At 65.4% G+C, this 15,231-nt stretch carries 11 protein-coding genes; 4 read left to right on the top strand and 7 right to left on the bottom strand.

Features of this window, described 5'->3' with window-relative positions:
- Positions 1-83: 83 nt before the first annotated feature.
- Positions 84-809 (top strand): hypothetical protein, encoded by a 726-nt coding sequence (locus EJ903_RS09090; protein WP_126614316.1) that lies wholly within the window; start codon positions 84-86, stop codon positions 807-809.
- On the opposite strand, the gene EJ903_RS09085 is transcribed toward EJ903_RS09090, so the two are convergent.
- The 4 genes from EJ903_RS09085 to EJ903_RS27990 are packed head-to-tail and all read right to left on the bottom strand — an operon-like array spanning position 800 to position 5,058.
- Positions 800-2,800, bottom strand: a complete 2,001-nt coding sequence (locus EJ903_RS09085; protein ID WP_246015375.1) for an O-linked N-acetylglucosamine transferase, SPINDLY family protein — start codon at positions 2,798-2,800, stop codon at positions 800-802. The genes EJ903_RS09090 and EJ903_RS09085 overlap by 10 nt on opposite strands.
- A 1-nt stretch (position 2,801) precedes the next feature.
- Entirely contained in the window at positions 2,802-3,158 is a 357-nt protein-coding gene (locus tag EJ903_RS09080; protein WP_126614314.1) for a YdbL family probable chaperone protein, read from the bottom strand.
- Positions 3,155-3,415 carry a YnbE family lipoprotein gene (locus EJ903_RS09075; RefSeq protein ID WP_126614312.1) on the bottom strand — a complete coding sequence of 87 codons (261 nt, stop codon included), beginning with the start codon at positions 3,413-3,415 and terminating at the stop codon, positions 3,155-3,157. Before EJ903_RS09075 ends, EJ903_RS09080 begins: the two co-directional genes overlap by 4 nt.
- On the bottom strand, positions 3,412-5,058 hold the full coding sequence (locus EJ903_RS27990; RefSeq protein WP_281274757.1) for an intermembrane phospholipid transport protein YdbH family protein: 1,647 nt from the start codon (positions 5,056-5,058) through the stop codon (positions 3,412-3,414). The genes EJ903_RS09075 and EJ903_RS27990 overlap by 4 nt, the downstream gene beginning before the upstream one ends.
- Before the next feature lie 158 nt (positions 5,059-5,216).
- Between EJ903_RS27990 and EJ903_RS09065 the strand changes: the two genes are divergently transcribed.
- On the top strand, positions 5,217-5,768 hold the full coding sequence (locus EJ903_RS09065; protein ID WP_126614310.1) for a peptidylprolyl isomerase: 552 nt from the start codon (positions 5,217-5,219) through the stop codon (positions 5,766-5,768).
- Between the two features lie 69 nt (positions 5,769-5,837).
- Here EJ903_RS09065 and EJ903_RS27985 read toward each other — a convergent pair whose 3' ends face one another.
- A complete protein-coding gene (locus EJ903_RS27985) occupies positions 5,838-8,540 on the bottom strand; it encodes a serine/threonine-protein kinase (protein WP_281274756.1) in 2,703 nt (900 codons plus the stop codon).
- 222 nt (positions 8,541-8,762) lie between these two features.
- On the opposite strand from EJ903_RS27985, the gene EJ903_RS09055 reads away from it, so the two are divergent.
- Entirely contained in the window at positions 8,763-9,656 is an 894-nt protein-coding gene (locus EJ903_RS09055; RefSeq protein ID WP_246015373.1) for an aldose 1-epimerase, read from the top strand.
- A 15-nt stretch (positions 9,657-9,671) separates the two neighbouring features.
- On the opposite strand, the gene EJ903_RS09050 is transcribed toward EJ903_RS09055, so the two are convergent.
- Positions 9,672-10,463 (bottom strand): hypothetical protein, encoded by a 792-nt coding sequence (locus EJ903_RS09050; protein WP_126614306.1) that lies wholly within the window; start codon positions 10,461-10,463, stop codon positions 9,672-9,674.
- A 13-nt stretch (positions 10,464-10,476) separates the two neighbouring features.
- On the bottom strand, positions 10,477-11,403 hold the full coding sequence (locus EJ903_RS09045; protein WP_246015371.1) for a hypothetical protein: 927 nt from the start codon (positions 11,401-11,403) through the stop codon (positions 10,477-10,479).
- 236 nt (positions 11,404-11,639) lie between these two features.
- On the opposite strand from EJ903_RS09045, the gene EJ903_RS09040 reads away from it, so the two are divergent.
- Positions 11,640-14,996, top strand: coding sequence for a transglutaminase family protein (locus tag EJ903_RS09040; RefSeq protein ID WP_126614304.1), 3,357 nt, complete (start codon positions 11,640-11,642; stop codon positions 14,994-14,996).
- Positions 14,997-15,231: the final 235 nt, after the last annotated feature.

Below are 15,231 nucleotides of genomic sequence, written 5' to 3'. Positions count from 1 at the left end.
GCCCTTCGCTCAAGGGGTTGCATCGCACGCCCGTTGCCGTTAGCCATAGGCGCTTTCCAATTTCGACACCTGCGACCCGCATCATGACCCTGGGACGTTACGATTACGAACGCCGTTACCGCCGCCGTGTCTGGACGGGGGTGGCCAAATTCGGGGCACTGGCTGGTGTGGTGTTGGGCGTCGGCCTGTTCGCCTACCAGATGGGCATCGAACAGCTGAAGGGCCGCGATGTCACCTTGCGGGAGGAGATCGCCACGCTGTCCCGGCAGAAGGCGGAGTTCGAATTGCTGGCCTCCCAGATGCAGCAGGCCGCCCGCACGGCCGAAAGCCGCACCGCCGAGTTGGAAGGCCGCATCCAGCGCGAGGTCCCCACCGGCGACCTCGCCCGCCTCAGCCAACTGGTGGCTGAACGGCTGAAAAGCGGGCTGACCGCCGAACGCCTGTCCTTCATCATCGGTCAGGCCCAGATGCAGCGGAACTGCCAGCCTGCTGAGAACAAGCGCTTTGTCCTGGCGACACCGTTGCTCAAGAGTGGTGCACGCGGAACGACGTTCGCGAATGGAGCGGTCACGGTGTCCGGAGACGGGCAATCGGCTCACAACACCCAGGGCGATCCCGAAAGCTGGTACGATCCAGGCCAACCTGTGACCATCAAGATCACCGCCATCGGCGGCAAGACGGTGACGGCCAGCGGAACCCTGCCCCTGCATCAGTCCCTGGTGGTCGACAGCACCGAATACCGCTTCACCTTCGCCCCCGGCCAGCGCTCCTTCGTCGACGTCGCCGCCGACCGTTGCGCTTATCCCTGATCCGGCCCCGCCTCCGCCCACATCCGGGCGTAGGCGGCTTCCAGCGCGCAGGCAAAGCGGTCGGTGTCGAACAGGGGGGCTTGTGACAAGGCGTCGGCCAACCGGGTTTTCAGCGCAACCAGCGCCTCAGGCTTGCGGGTGAGGCTCAGGATCCTGTCCTCGTAAGCGTCCCAATCCGGCATCACCAGATCGGGCAGGCCCACAGCGCGCAACAGACTGGCCCCCACCCGACCGGCAAAGGCATTTCCCATCACCGTGACCATCGGCAGACCGGCCCACAGGGCATCGCTGGCCGTGGTGTGCGCACCCACCGGGCCGGTGTCAAGAAACAGGTCGGCCAGCCGATAACGGGCCAGATACTCCGGCCCCGGCAACCGGGGGGAAAAGACCAGACGGTCCGCCGACACCCCGCGCGCCACCGCCTCCCGCCGCAGGTTCGGTGCAACCTCCGGGTGGCTGTCGAGCAGCCAGAGCACAGTGTTGGGTCGGGCCGCCAGCACGCGGCACCAGCGATCAAACAGGTCCGGCGTGATTTTGTAGGCGGCGTTGAAACAGCACAGAACCACGCCGTTGTCGGGCAGGCCGCAAGCCGCACGGCTGGGCGTGTCGCCGATGCGCCGGGTCCGGTCGTTGGGCTGGTAGCTGTCGGGCAGACGGATCACCCGCTCGGAAAATTCATCCTCCCGCCCGGGTGGGGCAACGGTTGCATCGGCAATCACCCAATCGATGAAGGGCGCGCCCATGGTTCCGGGATAGCCCAACCATTGGGCCTGAACCGAGGCCGGGCGGTGGGCGGCGATGCCCGGGCGGGCGGCGCTGGTGTGCCCCTTCAGATCGACCAGAATGTCGATGCCCGCATCGCGCAACCGCCGGGCGGCGTCGGTGTCGGACAGGCCGGACAGTTCCAGCCAGTGATCGAACCCCTGGCGCAGCCGCGCCCGCAGCGGCCCGCCATCGTCGGGACCATAGGACGCGCCGACGATGACGAAGCGCGTGCGGTCGTGGCGCTCGATCAGTTCGGCGATCAACACCGCCGTGGCGTGTTCGTGGAAATCGGCGGACAGATAGGCAACGCGCAAGCGGCCGTCCGTGCGGTGTCTGACTTGCGGAGCGCCCGGTGGCTCCAGCGGTGTGATCCCGATCCCCCGCGTGCGCCACGCGCTGTACCGCTCGGCACAGCGGCGCTCCAGACGCGGCCCGGCCCCTTCGCCCAGGAAAATCCACGGGTGGATCTGCTGGCTGGTCCCGTCACGCACCATCGCCACCAGACGGGCGGACAGCGTGTCCAGCCCATCCCACCGGCACAGGTGACGGCGCTGCTGGATCAATTGGGCGAGCGCCCCGCCCGCGTCGGCCAGCCCCAGACGCAAGGCACGCTCGAAGCCCGTCACGCTGTCGGCCTGCCGCCCCGACTCCTTCAGCACCAAGGCGAGGTTGGCGTGTGCCTCGGCCAGATCCGGGCGCAGGATCAGAACGGCGCGGAACCCCTGCGCGGCGCGCTCCGACTGCCCGCTGTCGCGCCAAACCGCCGCAAGGTTGAGCCATCCGGCGGCAAGCCCGGCGTCCAGCGCCAGCGCCCGCCGCAACTCCGCCTCGGCCTCATCCCAGCGCCCCAACTCGCGGAGCATGGCCCCGTGGTTGCAGGCGGCCCCGGCAAAGGTCGGCATCAGCCGGGCGGCGTCGCCATAGGCTTCCGCCGCCTCCGCGATCCGGCCCAGGGCCTGCAAGGTCACGCCCAAATTGAAGTGATTGCCACCAAAGCCGGGCAACCACGCCACAGCACGGCGGTGATGGGCCTCCGCCTCCACCGCTCGCCCCTGTCGACGCAGATGCTCGGCAAAGTTGGAGCGGGCGACCGCCTCCTCCGGTGTGCCGGGTTGGTTCAACCGGTCGAGCGTGGCGAACAGATCGGTCAGGGCAGCGACGTTGCCGGGTTGGGCCGCGACGCGGCGGCGCTGGTCGGCCAAGGCGGTGTGCAGAGAGGCGGTCACGTCACTTCCGTTGCCACGCGCCCGACGGGGTCATGATGAATTGCCCGGTGGGGGTGCGGGCGATCAGTTGCTCCCCCGCCACCGCCTGGACCTTGTCCAGCGCCGTGCCGTTGCCGCGCGCGATCTCCAGATAGCGGGCCAGGCGCTGGGCGTTGATCTCAGCCGCCAAGGTGGTGACGGCACCAGGTGCACCGGGAACCACCCCGACAAGACCGTCGGGGCGCTCGCCCATCTGCCCCGCCGCCTTGGCGGCGCTCAGGGCGTCCTGCGCCAGGGACGGCCCGCTTGCCAGCAGCACCAGCGCCGCGCAAACGACCCGGCAGGGCGTAAGCCATCGCGTGAACCAGCGGCAGATCATGGAATTTGTCCTTTCACCGGGGCGGGAGGCAGGCCGAACAGGGCCGGATCCTTGCGGATGACACTGTCCACGTCGCGCTCCACCTTGACCCGCACCTCCTGCTCAATGCGGATGTTCAGGTTGATTTCAATAGGCTTGTCGGGGGCCTCGATGCGCACGGTGGGCGCGCAGGCGCTGGCGAGGACAAGCAGCGCCAGAACCGCACAAGGCACGACCAGCGGAGCAGGGATGGGGCGGTTTGGCGTCACGGTGGTCATGGGTCCTTCGGCTGGTCAAATCCGATCATGCGGTCGCGAACCACATAGGGAATGCGGTAAGCGTCCAGGCTCTGCCGCAGGATCCGGTCGAGCGCACCCGACAGAGTAAGGGTCAACGCCACCGGATGACCATCATAGAATGCCGGGTTGGTCCCGCGCACCGACAATCCCGCGCGCAGTTCCCCACCGGCTTCGCCGTCCAGGGTCAGGCGCAGGCTGTCGTAACGGAAATCGCTCAAAGCCCCCAACAGCAGTTGGGTCGGGCTTCCCTCCGGCCCCGACAGGCCGGGGGGTGGTTCGGCGGGGGCGTAGCGCAGGGTTCCCGGTTGGGTCCCATCAAAGACCGCCCCCTCCAACCGCACCCCTCCCTCCCCGATCCGCACCGGCAGGCTGCCGGACAAGCGCCCGCTGGCCGACACGCCATCGACGCGGATCAGACCGAGCAACTCGCCAAGGTCAACGCCGTCGGCGTGCAGGGTGACAAGTCCCTTGGGAGCCGTGGGCGACAGCTCGAACGGGTCGGCCTTCAGCGTGCCGCCGCCCCATCGCCACCGCGCTTCATCCACATCAACGCGGCGGTCACGACCGTAGCCGAACCGGATCACCCCATCGGTCAAGGGGACCCCCACATCCAGCAACGCCACCGCCAGACGCTGCCCATCGGGGACCACCGGCGGCCACAGGCTGGACAAGGCCACCACCCCATTCACCCCCGCCACCCGCACCGGCCCCAGAGTTGCCCCGCCGGCTTCGATCCGAAGCGCGCCGGTCGAGCGCACCACCCCCGCCTGCCAAGCCAGACCGGCGCGCCCGGTGAGACGACCGGAGACGGCGCGCAGCACCGTGTCCAGGCGCGGGGACAGCGCCGCCACCGCAACACCCGCCTCGCCGATGCGCAGCGGATCGCTGCGGAGGTCCAGCCGACCGACGCCGCTGCGCGGGTCATGGGTTCCATTCGCGCGAATCACCAAACCACCGCCAGCCCCGCTCACCGTGGCGGACAGGCTCCACGGAACCGCTCCCCCTTCACGCATGGCGCGCGCCGCCAGCGACAGCGGGGCCAGCCCAGGGCTGGGAACCGTGTGCCGCACCGCCATCGCCGTCGCGTCGATGGTCAGGGACTGGGCCGCGTCGCCCTGAAGCGACACGGTGACGGCATCGGCCCGGAGCGCCATGGCTGGGGCTGCCACCATGGGAAGCGCCAAGCGGGCGGCAAACTCCAGGCCGTTTGCGGTCCAACGCATCAACGGGTGCCCATCGAACGCGCACAGCGTTCCACCCGGATCGACGGTCAGCGGGCTGCGGTTCAGCGCCAACGTCTCCGCCCGCAGCGTCAGGCAACCGGGCGGGGACAGGGTCACGCCGTCCCAACCGAGGCGCAGCGCCAACACGCCCGACAGCGCAATCCGTCCGCTCACCCCGTCATCGGCAGTACGGGCGAGAGTCAGGGTTCCGCTGACCTCCGGCGGCAACAGCGACAGGCGCACCTCGTCCAACCGGGCCACGGTTCCAGCGCCCAGCGCCGACTCCAGCGCCGTTGCGGTCAAACGGTCGAGCGTTGCCCGCAGGCCAACCGCCGCAGCCGCGCTGGTGGCCAGCGCCACCAGCCCAACCGCCGCCGCCCATCGCCCGCGCGCGCCCATCCGCCCCCTCCTGTGGTGACAACCGCAGAAACACCCGCGCACGACCCTATCGTCCGTGACATCGGAAGGATAGAGTTCCGCGCGTCGGGCGGCTTTGCACGGGGCGTGTTTTCCCCTATGGTCCCCGGCGCGGAATTCGGCTCATCGGAGTGTTTCCCATGTTGCGGTGGACCCGCGTTTTGTTGGCGGCCCTGTTCGCCACGTTTCTTTTCTCTCAGGGGGAGGCCAAGGCCTTGGATCCGGAAAACACCCTTTATCTTGACCTGAAGGACGGTCGCGTCGTGATCGAGATGCGCCCGGACCTGGCGCCGAACCACGTCGCCCGCATCAAGGAACTGACCCGCCAAGGCTTCTACAACGGCGTCGTCTTCCACCGCGTGATCGACGGCTTCATGGCCCAGACCGGCGACCCGACCGGCACCGGTTCGGGCGGTTCGGGCAAGAAGCTGAAGGCCGAGTTCTCCAGCGCCCCGCACATCCGTGGCACCCTGTCGATGGCCCGCACGCCCGATCCCGACAGCGCCGACAGCCAGTTCTTCATCTGCTTCGCCCCGTCGTCCTTCCTGGATCGTCAATACACGGTCTGGGGCCGGGTGGTCGAAGGCATGGAATTCGTGGACAAGATCAAGAAGGGCAGCCAGTCCCGCAACGGTCAAGTCTCCGACCCGGACAAGATCGTCAAGATGCAGGTTGCGGCGGACGTCAAGTAATCCGTCCACGCCAAACACAAAAAGGGACTGGCAAGCCAGTCCCTTTTTTGTTGCCTGAAGGGCAAGAGATCATCCGCCCAGCGCGTTGTTCATCAGTCGCAGCAGATCGCGCATGCTTTGGGGCCGTTCCTGCCAGCGCATGGACAAACCGGCCATCAGCACCTTTTCAAAGCCGACGGGCAAGCCAACGCCCATTTCAGCGGGTTTGGGGACCTTGTCGTTCATGAAACGCGCGGTGGCGTCGGGGGGTGTCCTGCCGGTCAGCGCGAGGTAGATGGTGGCGCAGATGGCGTACACGTCCGACCAGGGGCCTTGCTTGCCCTCGTTCGAATATTGCTCCGGCGGAGCGAATCCAGGCTTGAGAATGACGGTCAAGCCGCCGCCCTGCCCGCCGCCCGCCTGACGCGCGGCACCGAAATCCAACAGCTTGCGTTCGCCGCTGTTGGTCAGAAAGATGTTGTCGGGGCTGATGTCGCGGTGGATCAGGCCCTGTTCATGGATCGTCTGCAACGCCTTCATGATCGGCCCGAGCACCGACAGGGTGCGCCGCACGTCCAGCCGCCCGCCGCTGTCGGAGAGGTATTTCTTCATGGTGCGGCCCTCCAGCAGCTCCATGACGAGGTAGGCGGTGGCGTTTTCCTCAAAGAAATCCTGAACGCCGACGATTTCCTTGATGTCGCGCAGGCGGGCCAGCATCCGGGCCTCATCCAGGAACTTTGTCAGTCCTGACGAGAAGCTCTCGGCGTGTTCATCGGAAAAGGGAATGACGTTGCTGGAACCCTGAGCGCGGGAAATCAGGCTGGAGGGGTAGTATTCCTTGATCGCCACCTTCACCTGCAGCCGATCATCCCAGCCCAGATAGGTGGCACCGAAGCCGCCCTGCCCCAGAATGCGGCCCGTCTTGTAACGGCTCAGCAGCAGGGTTCCCGGTTGCAGATGCACACCCGGCCGGTTGTCGGACTTGGTCGGATAACCGCACTCCCGGCACGCCTCCGGTCCGATCTTTTGCGCAAAGCAGCTTGGACACAACCCCACCTGCCCCACCGCCGGAGCCACTGCGGCAACCCCGCGCGGGGCCATCACCGTCACCGCCGCATCCGCCGCCCCGCCCGCCGAGGCGCGTCGTGGTGGCGCCGCCACGATGGTTTCCACCGCCCGTCCCGCAGCCACCGGAACCGCCACGGTGGCCGCCATCGGGCTGAGCGCCACCGGCACAGCCGGGTTCGAGGCCACCACCTGGGCTGGTGCGGGGGAAGCGGAGAATTGCCGCAACCGCTCCAACAGCTCAAACAGGCGACGGACCTCGGCCTGGGCGATGTCGTTGTTTTGCTGCGAGGCCAGATCGGCCTGGAACTGCGGTTGCCGGATGATGTCCAGAATGTGCTGACGCATCTGCGGACGCGCACCGTCATCCCGCAGAAGGCTGGAACAGGCGATCTCCGCCAACCGGATGGTCCGCCGACGCAACACCGGCTCGATCTGGCGAAGCCGTGCGGCAAGCCGCCCGGACTGCACGAATTCGTCCACAGCCCGTTCCGCCCGCGTCGTGATGCGCGCGCGGGCGTCGTCCGGCAGGGAAGAGTTGCGAATCGCGGCGATCGCGGCGGCGAATCCTTGCTCCAGCAGCGTGGTGTCCGGCGTCTGCACCAGCATGTTTTCGATCAGGACCTCGTTGCCGACCGCCGCTTCCAGCGACGCCACAACCTCGTCCATGTGCCGTTCCGCCGCTGGGGTGCCGGCAACCGCCGCCAGATAATGAATCCGGCAGATCAGGTCCGCTTGACCTTCGCTGACCCCGACGATGGATTTGCGGTAGGCGCTGGCCCCCCCCTGCTCCAAGCGACGGGAATAGCGGACGGTCAACCCATCGGCCATCGCCGAGCCACCGACCAGGCCGTTACGCGTCAACAGATGACCGGACAGCGTCTTCAGAAGCTCGCTTTCCTGGTCCAGCGCACCACGCCCCAAAGGCTGAGGCGCTTTCAATTGGCGCCGAATCCGGTCCAACACCGCCGCGCGGGCTTGCGGAAGTTTTCCCTGACGGAACAGTGCGTTGAGTGTACCCAGGCGACCGGGGCCCGCCGCATCGACGGTCATGCGTCCGAAGAGAAGCTCGCACAGCGTGACCAGCAACGTGCCGGGCAGCAACGTGTTGCCGAACAGCTCGAACCCGGCGGCGACGGATGCGAGAATGTCACCGATCACGCCGTCGATCGCTTCGTTCAGCCGGTCATCCTTGTCCCATTGGAACAGGTCGAGCAAACGATCCAGCTTCGTCGACCAACCGCGCAGCTCCGACAGCTCAAGGCTCAACGCCACCCGCAGGTCATACCCGATGTCGCCGGTCGGTGATTTTCCCGGTGCCGCCGCCAGAACCGAATCGATCCAGCGCCCTTTGGGAAAGCCGCCGAAGGACACTTGGGCGATGCGCGCACGACCCCAGGTTTCATCGATGGCGGTCTGAATCGCCATGCGCCGTGCCCGTTGCTCCTGCCCCGGCGCGCGCGCCTGGACGGTCGCGATCTTCGCAGCGGCGGCCTCGACCAGTTGCCCCGTTTCCAGCAACGCCTTCAACGCCTTGGCGTTGTGGATGATTTCAGTCGGGGTCAGCACGAGCGGATCAAGATAGGAGCGCAGAGCGACACCAATCACGATGCGCGATTGCCACGCGTGGAAATCGCTCAAAGTCGCGCACAGCTCCGCCTCTTCGACGGACCCGATGGTGGTGGTGGACGGGGGCGCAACCGGGCGGTTTGGCAGCGGGCTGGACACTCGAACCTTTCAGGGAGGGCAATCGGTCGGCGACGCAAGGCTGAAGCAGTGTGCCGGTGCGATGGTAAAGGACGCGTATACGATAACGACATTTTTCGACAAAAGCATAGGGTTTCTCCCCGGCTTTGGGAAGCGTTTGCAACGCAACAGCACCGGTTTCCTTCCATCTTCGCATGTGCGATAAAATCAGGAGCAGCCGATGCGGAGAGTCTTATGATCCCTATGGATAATGTTGTTGCGTTGCAGCACAACGATCAGACCTGCCGCCTCGCTCCTGGCTGCGGCGGTTCCCTGTTGTCCTGGTCGCGAATCGGTGCGCAAGGCCCGGTTGACCTGCTCCGCCCGGCCGATCCGACGCGCGCCGTGTCACCCACCGACTGCGGTTGCTTTCCGCTGGTTCCCTTTTCCAACCGCATCGCCGCCGGTCGTTTCACCTTCCAAGGGCGTGCGGTGACGCTTCCACATGATCCGGGTTTTTTACACGCCATACACGGCCATGGCTGGACCCGTGGCTGGACGGTGGAAGACCGCAGCACCCGGGCCTTGCGGTTGGCTCTGCATCACAGCGCCGATGCGTGGCCATGGCGGTACAGCGCCCACCAGACCATCGCGCTGGAGGATGACGGCTTGTCGATCCGGCTGGAACTGCTCAATGAGTCCGATGAGACCATGCCCGCCGGCTTCGGTCTGCACCCCTATTTCCCCAAACCACCCGGAACCCGGATCACGATGAGGGTGGGCGGTGTGTGGGACAACGACAGCGCAATGCTCCCTCACGCCCATCACCCTCTGCCACCGTCCCTCTCTTTTCCCGATGGTCTGATCCTGGAGGATTCGGTGGTTCTGGATCATGGGTTCACCGGCTGGGATGGACACGCCGCGATCCAGTGGACCAGCGGACCGACAGCGGGGACCACCGTCACTCTGCTGGCCGATGGCCCCTTCGGGCATGTGATCGTCTACGCTCCGGCGGGCGAGAACTATCTGTGTCTGGAACCGGTCAGTCACATGACCAACGCGCTCAACCGCCCCGATGTGGACGATGCCGGGGTGATCGCGCTTGCTCCCGGCGAGCGGGTGAGCGGCACCTTGCGGTTCCGCCTGTCGTCCTTCTGACCGGACGGGTGCCGATCACCGGCACCGGACAAAGGTCGCGGCAAAACTGGACGGCGGGTCGAGGCGAATCGTCAAACGATCCAGGCGCGGTGTCTCCGCCGCGTCCAAGCGCAGAAAGGCCTTGGTCTGACCGTTGGAACCCACCATTTGCACGCCTTGGCTGAACTCCGTGGTTGCCGCCAAACGACCTTCGATGGGAAGGCCCGGAACGCGCGGGTCAATAAGAGCGACCGCCTGTTCCCGCGTGACTTCGAAATAGGAGTTGCGGCAATCATCGATGGGCGTGCGGTTGATCGGATCGGCCTTGGCCCAGCGCCCGACCAGAACATTCACCGACACCGGGCGGGTCAAGGCGACGGGGCGTTGGGACGCAGCCACAATGCGCGGGGCGGTCGCGTCGGTGATGGTCAGCGGGGTGCCCGTCACCGGTCTCGCGCGCGCCGCCCGTTGCGCCTCGATCTCGGCGGCGCGCTCGACAAGGCTGTGCAGCACGCATTCCGCCTTGGCCTTCGCCGCCACAGGGTCGTCGAGATCAGCCGCCGACACCGGACAGATGTCGTTGCGGCGGGATTGCCAAAGCGTCTGCTGCGCCTCGATGGCCAGGCGACCGTGGGCGTCGGTGGTTTCACCCAGCGCGGCCAGCGCGCCATCCACCGCCGCCGCCGCCTGGGACAGCGCGTCGTCCCGGCAGATCAACTGCGACGCTGGGCTGTCCGCAGACGCGCAGGTCGTGGACGCAGCGGCAGACCCGGACACCCAACCAATCCCCAGAACCACCCCAACCGCGCCAAACCAAATGGGCCGCATCGGCAAGTCCCCCTTACGACGCCGGAAACGCTTCCAGCACCGCTTTGACCTGGCGCTGAAAATCCTGATCGCTGCGATAGCGCGCCACGACCGACTTGTCACGTTCAACGAAGAACATCATGGTTTCCCGATTGGGCATTGAACGCGGGCTGGGTTTGTCCAGAAGTTCACCGTTCCAGTCGATGCGCGCCATGAAATAGACCGCTCGGGCAAACAGCATGAACAACTTGCTGTCCGGATCCAATTTCTCACGGCGTATCAGCGCGAACAGATAATAATTCCGTCCATGAAAATAACTGGTGTAGATGGCTTGGAGTGCTGCAAATTTTTCGTCCGGCGTGTTGAGCTTCTTGATGGCCTTTTCCATTTTGAAGCCTGCAAAAAAATACTCTCGCGCCTCATGTTCAAAGGAAAAGGGGCTGCCTTTGACCAAACCCATTTGTTCGGCGTAGCGCTTCAGCGCCTTGTTCATCAACAGTTCCAGATAACGCTGTTCAATCTTCAGCGTGTCGGGAATTTGCGGCAGCATGTCAAACACATGGCGCAGGTGATAAGGGTGACGGACAACGATGATCGGAATCGACAGGTTTTTGCGCTTGGCGGGCGCACGCTTGTCCGCCGCAATTGTCGCTGAAGGCGACAGAGAGGCCATCGTCGCCTGGATCATGTCGTAGAGCTTCCAGCGCAACCGGGTGTCCGCCGATTGGCTGCCAAGGCTGAAGCGGGCCAGAAACCGCTTCATCCGGCTGCCGAACGTCTCCTTGGGCAGTTTGTTGGTGGGCAGATCGGGAACCACCAAGGGGTTTCCCAGAATGTCGTTGGTCGGTGGCAAGGGTTTGAAATTGAAATATTTCCCTGTGACGACGCCACGACCCGGCCCGCCCATCCCGCCAGCGGATGGGGACCCGCCATCGAAGGAGGAGGCCGCCAACGACACCATCGCCCAAGTCACCCCGTCATCAACAGTTTGCCCGCTCACCCTTCTATATACTGATGATCGCGAACGGATGAAAGGCGCAGCCCTGTGGTCGCGCAAGATCGTGACTTTTTCGCAACTGCGGTAAGGTCCGTCCGCGCGCCCCCTGTTGGCGTGGAAAGTTCAATGATACCGTGATGAACGAAGCGCTGGATGAACCAACGCACAAGACATTTGAACAGGCATGAGGTGGGGTACACATGGCGATCCACGTCGCGTTGAACCACAAGACCATTTACCGTTACGACCGGCTGGTCTCTCTCGGTCCACAGATCGTTCGCCTCCGCCCCGCGCCGCATTGTCGGACGCCCATTCTCAGCTACTCGTTGCGGGTCACGCCCAAACAGCATTTCCTGAACTGGCAGCAGGATCCGCAATCCAACTATCAGGCCCGCTTCGTCTTCCCGGAAAAGACCCGCGAATTCATCGTCGAGGTTGATCTGGTCGCGGAAATCGCCTCGATCAACCCGTTCGATTTCTTTTTGGAGGAAAAGGCGACCTTCTTCCCCTTCGAATACGAAGATTGGTTGAAGAAGGAGTTGCGCCCCTATCTGGAAACCGAACCGGTCGAACCGGCGCTGGCGGCCTACATCGCCAGCATCCCGCGCGAAAAGGCCGCGACGATTGATTTCATCATCGCGGTCAACCAACGGCTTCAGCAGGACATCGGTTACGTCATCCGGATGGAACCGGGGATTCAGACCTGCGAGGAAACGCTGACCAAGCGCACCGGCTCCTGTCGCGATTCGGCGTGGCTGCTGGTCCAGATTCTCCGCCATATGGGCTTGGCCGCGCGGTTTGTCTCCGGCTACCTCATCCAGCTCACCGCCGACCAGAAGGCGTTGGACGGGCCATCGGGAACCGAAACCGACTTCACCGACCTGCACGCCTGGACCGAAGTCTTCCTGCCCGGTGCCGGTTGGGTCGGGCTGGATCCCACCTCCGGCCTGCTGGCGGGCGAAGGCCACATCCCGCTTGCCTGCACGCCCGACGCGTCATCCGCCGCCCCCATCTCCGGCCTTGTCGATGAGGCGGAGGTGGAATTCGATCACGAAATGTCGGTGACGCGGATTTACGAAGCGCCGCGCGTCACCAAACCCTACACCCCGCAACAATGGTCAACCATCGAAGCCCTCGGCCACCGTGTGGACGAGGATTTGAAGGCGGGCGACGTCCGCCTGACCATGGGCGGCGAACCGACCTTCGTGTCGATCGACGACATGGAGGGGGCGGAGTGGAACACCGCAGCCGTCGGCCCGAACAAGCGCCGTCTGGCCGCCGATCTGGTCCACCGCATGATGAACCGCTTTGCCCCCGGCGGCCTGCTGCATTTCGGCCAGGGCAAATGGTATCCGGGCGAATCGCTGCCGCGCTGGGCGATGACCGTCTATTGGCGGCGCGACGGCGAAGCGCTGTGGGCCAACACCGACCTGCTGGCGCGCGAGAACGTCGATTACGGTCACACCGCGCAGGACGCGGGCGTGTTCCTGGTGACGCTGGCCAAGCGGTTGGGCGTCGATCCCACGGTCGTGCTCGCCGCCTATGAGGATTCCTGGTACTACCTGAGCAAGGAAGCCAAGCTGCCGGTCAACGTCGATCCGCTGGAAAGCAAGCTGGACGACAAGGAGGAGCGGGCGCGTCTGGCCCGTGTCTTCACCAAGGGCCTGAACGAGCCGGTCGGCTTCGCCATGCCGATCAACCGTCGCATGACCCAGAAAGGGCCGGTGTGGCTGTCCAGCACCTGGCCGCTGCGTCAGGAAAAGCTGGTGCTGATCCCCGGCGACAGCCCGGTCGGCTACCGTCTGCCGCTGGGGTCCCTGCCCTGGGTGTCGAAGAGCGATTATCCCTATGCCTGGGAAACCGACCCGTTCGAGGCGCGGGATCCCCTGCCCCCGCACCCGCTCCAGCGCAGCCAGGACAGCCGCCGCGCCCCGCGCGACTCCAACCGGGGTGTGCACGGCGAAGCCCGCGAGGCGCAGCGCCAGCGCGTGATGGCCGAGGTCCGCGCCGACATTCCGGAAGAAGGGAAATCGGCTTGGTGGGTTGTCCGCACCGCGCTGACTTGCGAGGCGCGCAACGGCCGCCTGCACCTGTTCATGCCGCCGATGAGCACGCTGGAAGACTACATCGCCATGCTGGCGGAGATCGAGGCGACCGCCGTCGAACTCGATATGCCGGTGGTGATCGAAGGCTACCAGCCGCCGAAGGATCCGCGTCTCAACTCGCTGGCCGTCACCCCCGATCCGGGCGTGATCGAGGTGAACATCCACCCGGCCCACAGCTGGGATGAGCTGGTCCGCAACACCATCGATCTGTACGAAGACGCTCGGCAATCGCGCCTGTGTGCCGAAAAATTCATGATCGACGGCCGCCATTCCGGGACCGGCGGCGGCAACCATGTGGTGATGGGCGGGGCAACGGCGGCGGACAGCCCCTTCCTGCGCCGCCCGGATCTGCTGCGCAGCCTCATCACCTATTGGCAGAACCACCCGGCGCTGTCCTATGTCTTCTCGGGCATGTTCATCGGCCCGACCAGCCAAGCCCCGCGCGTGGACGAGGCGCGCGACGACCAGCTTTACGAGCTGGAGATCGCCTTCAACCAGATCGACCAGCAGCTTGGCACCTACGGCCAATGCCCGCCCTGGATGATCGACCGCATCCTGCGCAACCTGTTGGTGGACGTGCAGGGCAACACCCACCGCGCCGAATTCTGCATCGACAAGCTCTATTCGCCCGACAGCTCCACCGGGCGTCTGGGCCTGGTGGAGTTCCGCGCCTTTGAAATGCCGCCGCACGCGGAAATGAGCCTGACGCAACAGCTTCTGATGCGGGCGCTGGTCGCGCGTTTCTGGAAGACGCCCTACAAGGGGCGGCTGGTGCGCTGGGGCAATGAACTGCACGACCGTTTCATGCTGCCCCATTTCGTGCAGCAGGATTTGGCCGACGTGTTGCAGGATTTGCGCGACCATGGCTATCCGTTCCAGGATTCCTGGTTCGCCCCGCATCTCAACTTCCGCTTCCCGGTCTATGGGCAGGTCAACCAGCGCGGGATCAGCCTGGAACTGCGCATGGCGCTGGAACCCTGGCACGTCCTGGGCGAGGAGCCGGGCGGCGGCGGGACCGTCCGCTATGTCGACAGTTCGGTGGAGCGGGTGCAGGTGCGCGTCAGCGGCCTGATCGACGCCCGTTACGCCATCACCTGCAACGGCCGCCGCGTGCCCCTGATCCCGACCGGGACCGAGGGCGAGTTCGTCGGCGGTGTCCGTTACCGGGCCTGGCAACCGCCGTCCTGCCTGCACCCGACCATTCCGGTTCACACCCCGCTTGTCTTTGACATCGTCGACAGTTGGGCGGGCCGGTCGATCGGCGGCTGCACCTATCACGTCATGCATCCGGGCGGGCGCAATTACGAAACCTTCCCGGTCAACGCCAACGAGGCGGAAGGGCGGCGTCTGGCCCGCTTCTTCCCCTTTGGCCACACGCCGGGACCGATGGACACGCCGCAGGAGGAGCGCAACCCGCAATTCCCGATGACCCTGGATCTGCGCCGGGGCTGAGGAACGTCACGGGGGTGAGTCGCGCGTGGGTGGCCTTGCTGGCCCCTACGCGTGCCAACAACCATCCACCGAGGCGGGAGAAAGCAAGCCGGAAGGTCATGCCTATCCCCTGCCCTTGTATGAAAACGCGTCTTTTTGCGATCAAATCCACATTAGAACTACGCGCATCGCGATTATCAATCCTACCCTCAAGCCTGGAAGGCGACACGCCATCAACCTGCTTGGGGGAAACAAC

Source organism: Azospirillum griseum (assembly GCF_003966125.1).
GTDB classification, from domain to species: Bacteria; Pseudomonadota; Alphaproteobacteria; order Azospirillales; family Azospirillaceae; genus Azospirillum; species Azospirillum griseum.
The sequence above is the reverse complement of the archived record's forward strand: the minus strand, read 5'-3'. Positions and strand labels throughout refer to the sequence as shown.

Coding starts and splice junctions, on each gene's coding strand:
- EJ903_RS09040 (WP_126614304.1), top strand. CDS start 11,640: ATGGCGATCCACGTCGCGTTGAACCACAAGACCATTTACCGTTACGAC.
- EJ903_RS09080 (WP_126614314.1), bottom strand. CDS start 3,158: ATGATCTGCCGCTGGTTCACGCGATGGCTTACGCCCTGCCGGGTCGTT.
- EJ903_RS09075 (WP_126614312.1), bottom strand. CDS start 3,415: ATGACCACCGTGACGCCAAACCGCCCCATCCCTGCTCCGCTGGTCGTG.
- EJ903_RS09090 (WP_126614316.1), top strand. CDS start 84: ATGACCCTGGGACGTTACGATTACGAACGCCGTTACCGCCGCCGTGTC.
- EJ903_RS09055 (WP_246015373.1), top strand. CDS start 8,763: ATGGATAATGTTGTTGCGTTGCAGCACAACGATCAGACCTGCCGCCTC.
- EJ903_RS27990 (WP_281274757.1), bottom strand. CDS start 5,058: ATGGGCGCGCGCGGGCGATGGGCGGCGGCGGTTGGGCTGGTGGCGCTG.
- EJ903_RS09045 (WP_246015371.1), bottom strand. CDS start 11,403: ATGGTGTCGTTGGCGGCCTCCTCCTTCGATGGCGGGTCCCCATCCGCT.
- EJ903_RS09050 (WP_126614306.1), bottom strand. CDS start 10,463: ATGCGGCCCATTTGGTTTGGCGCGGTTGGGGTGGTTCTGGGGATTGGT.
- EJ903_RS09065 (WP_126614310.1), top strand. CDS start 5,217: ATGTTGCGGTGGACCCGCGTTTTGTTGGCGGCCCTGTTCGCCACGTTT.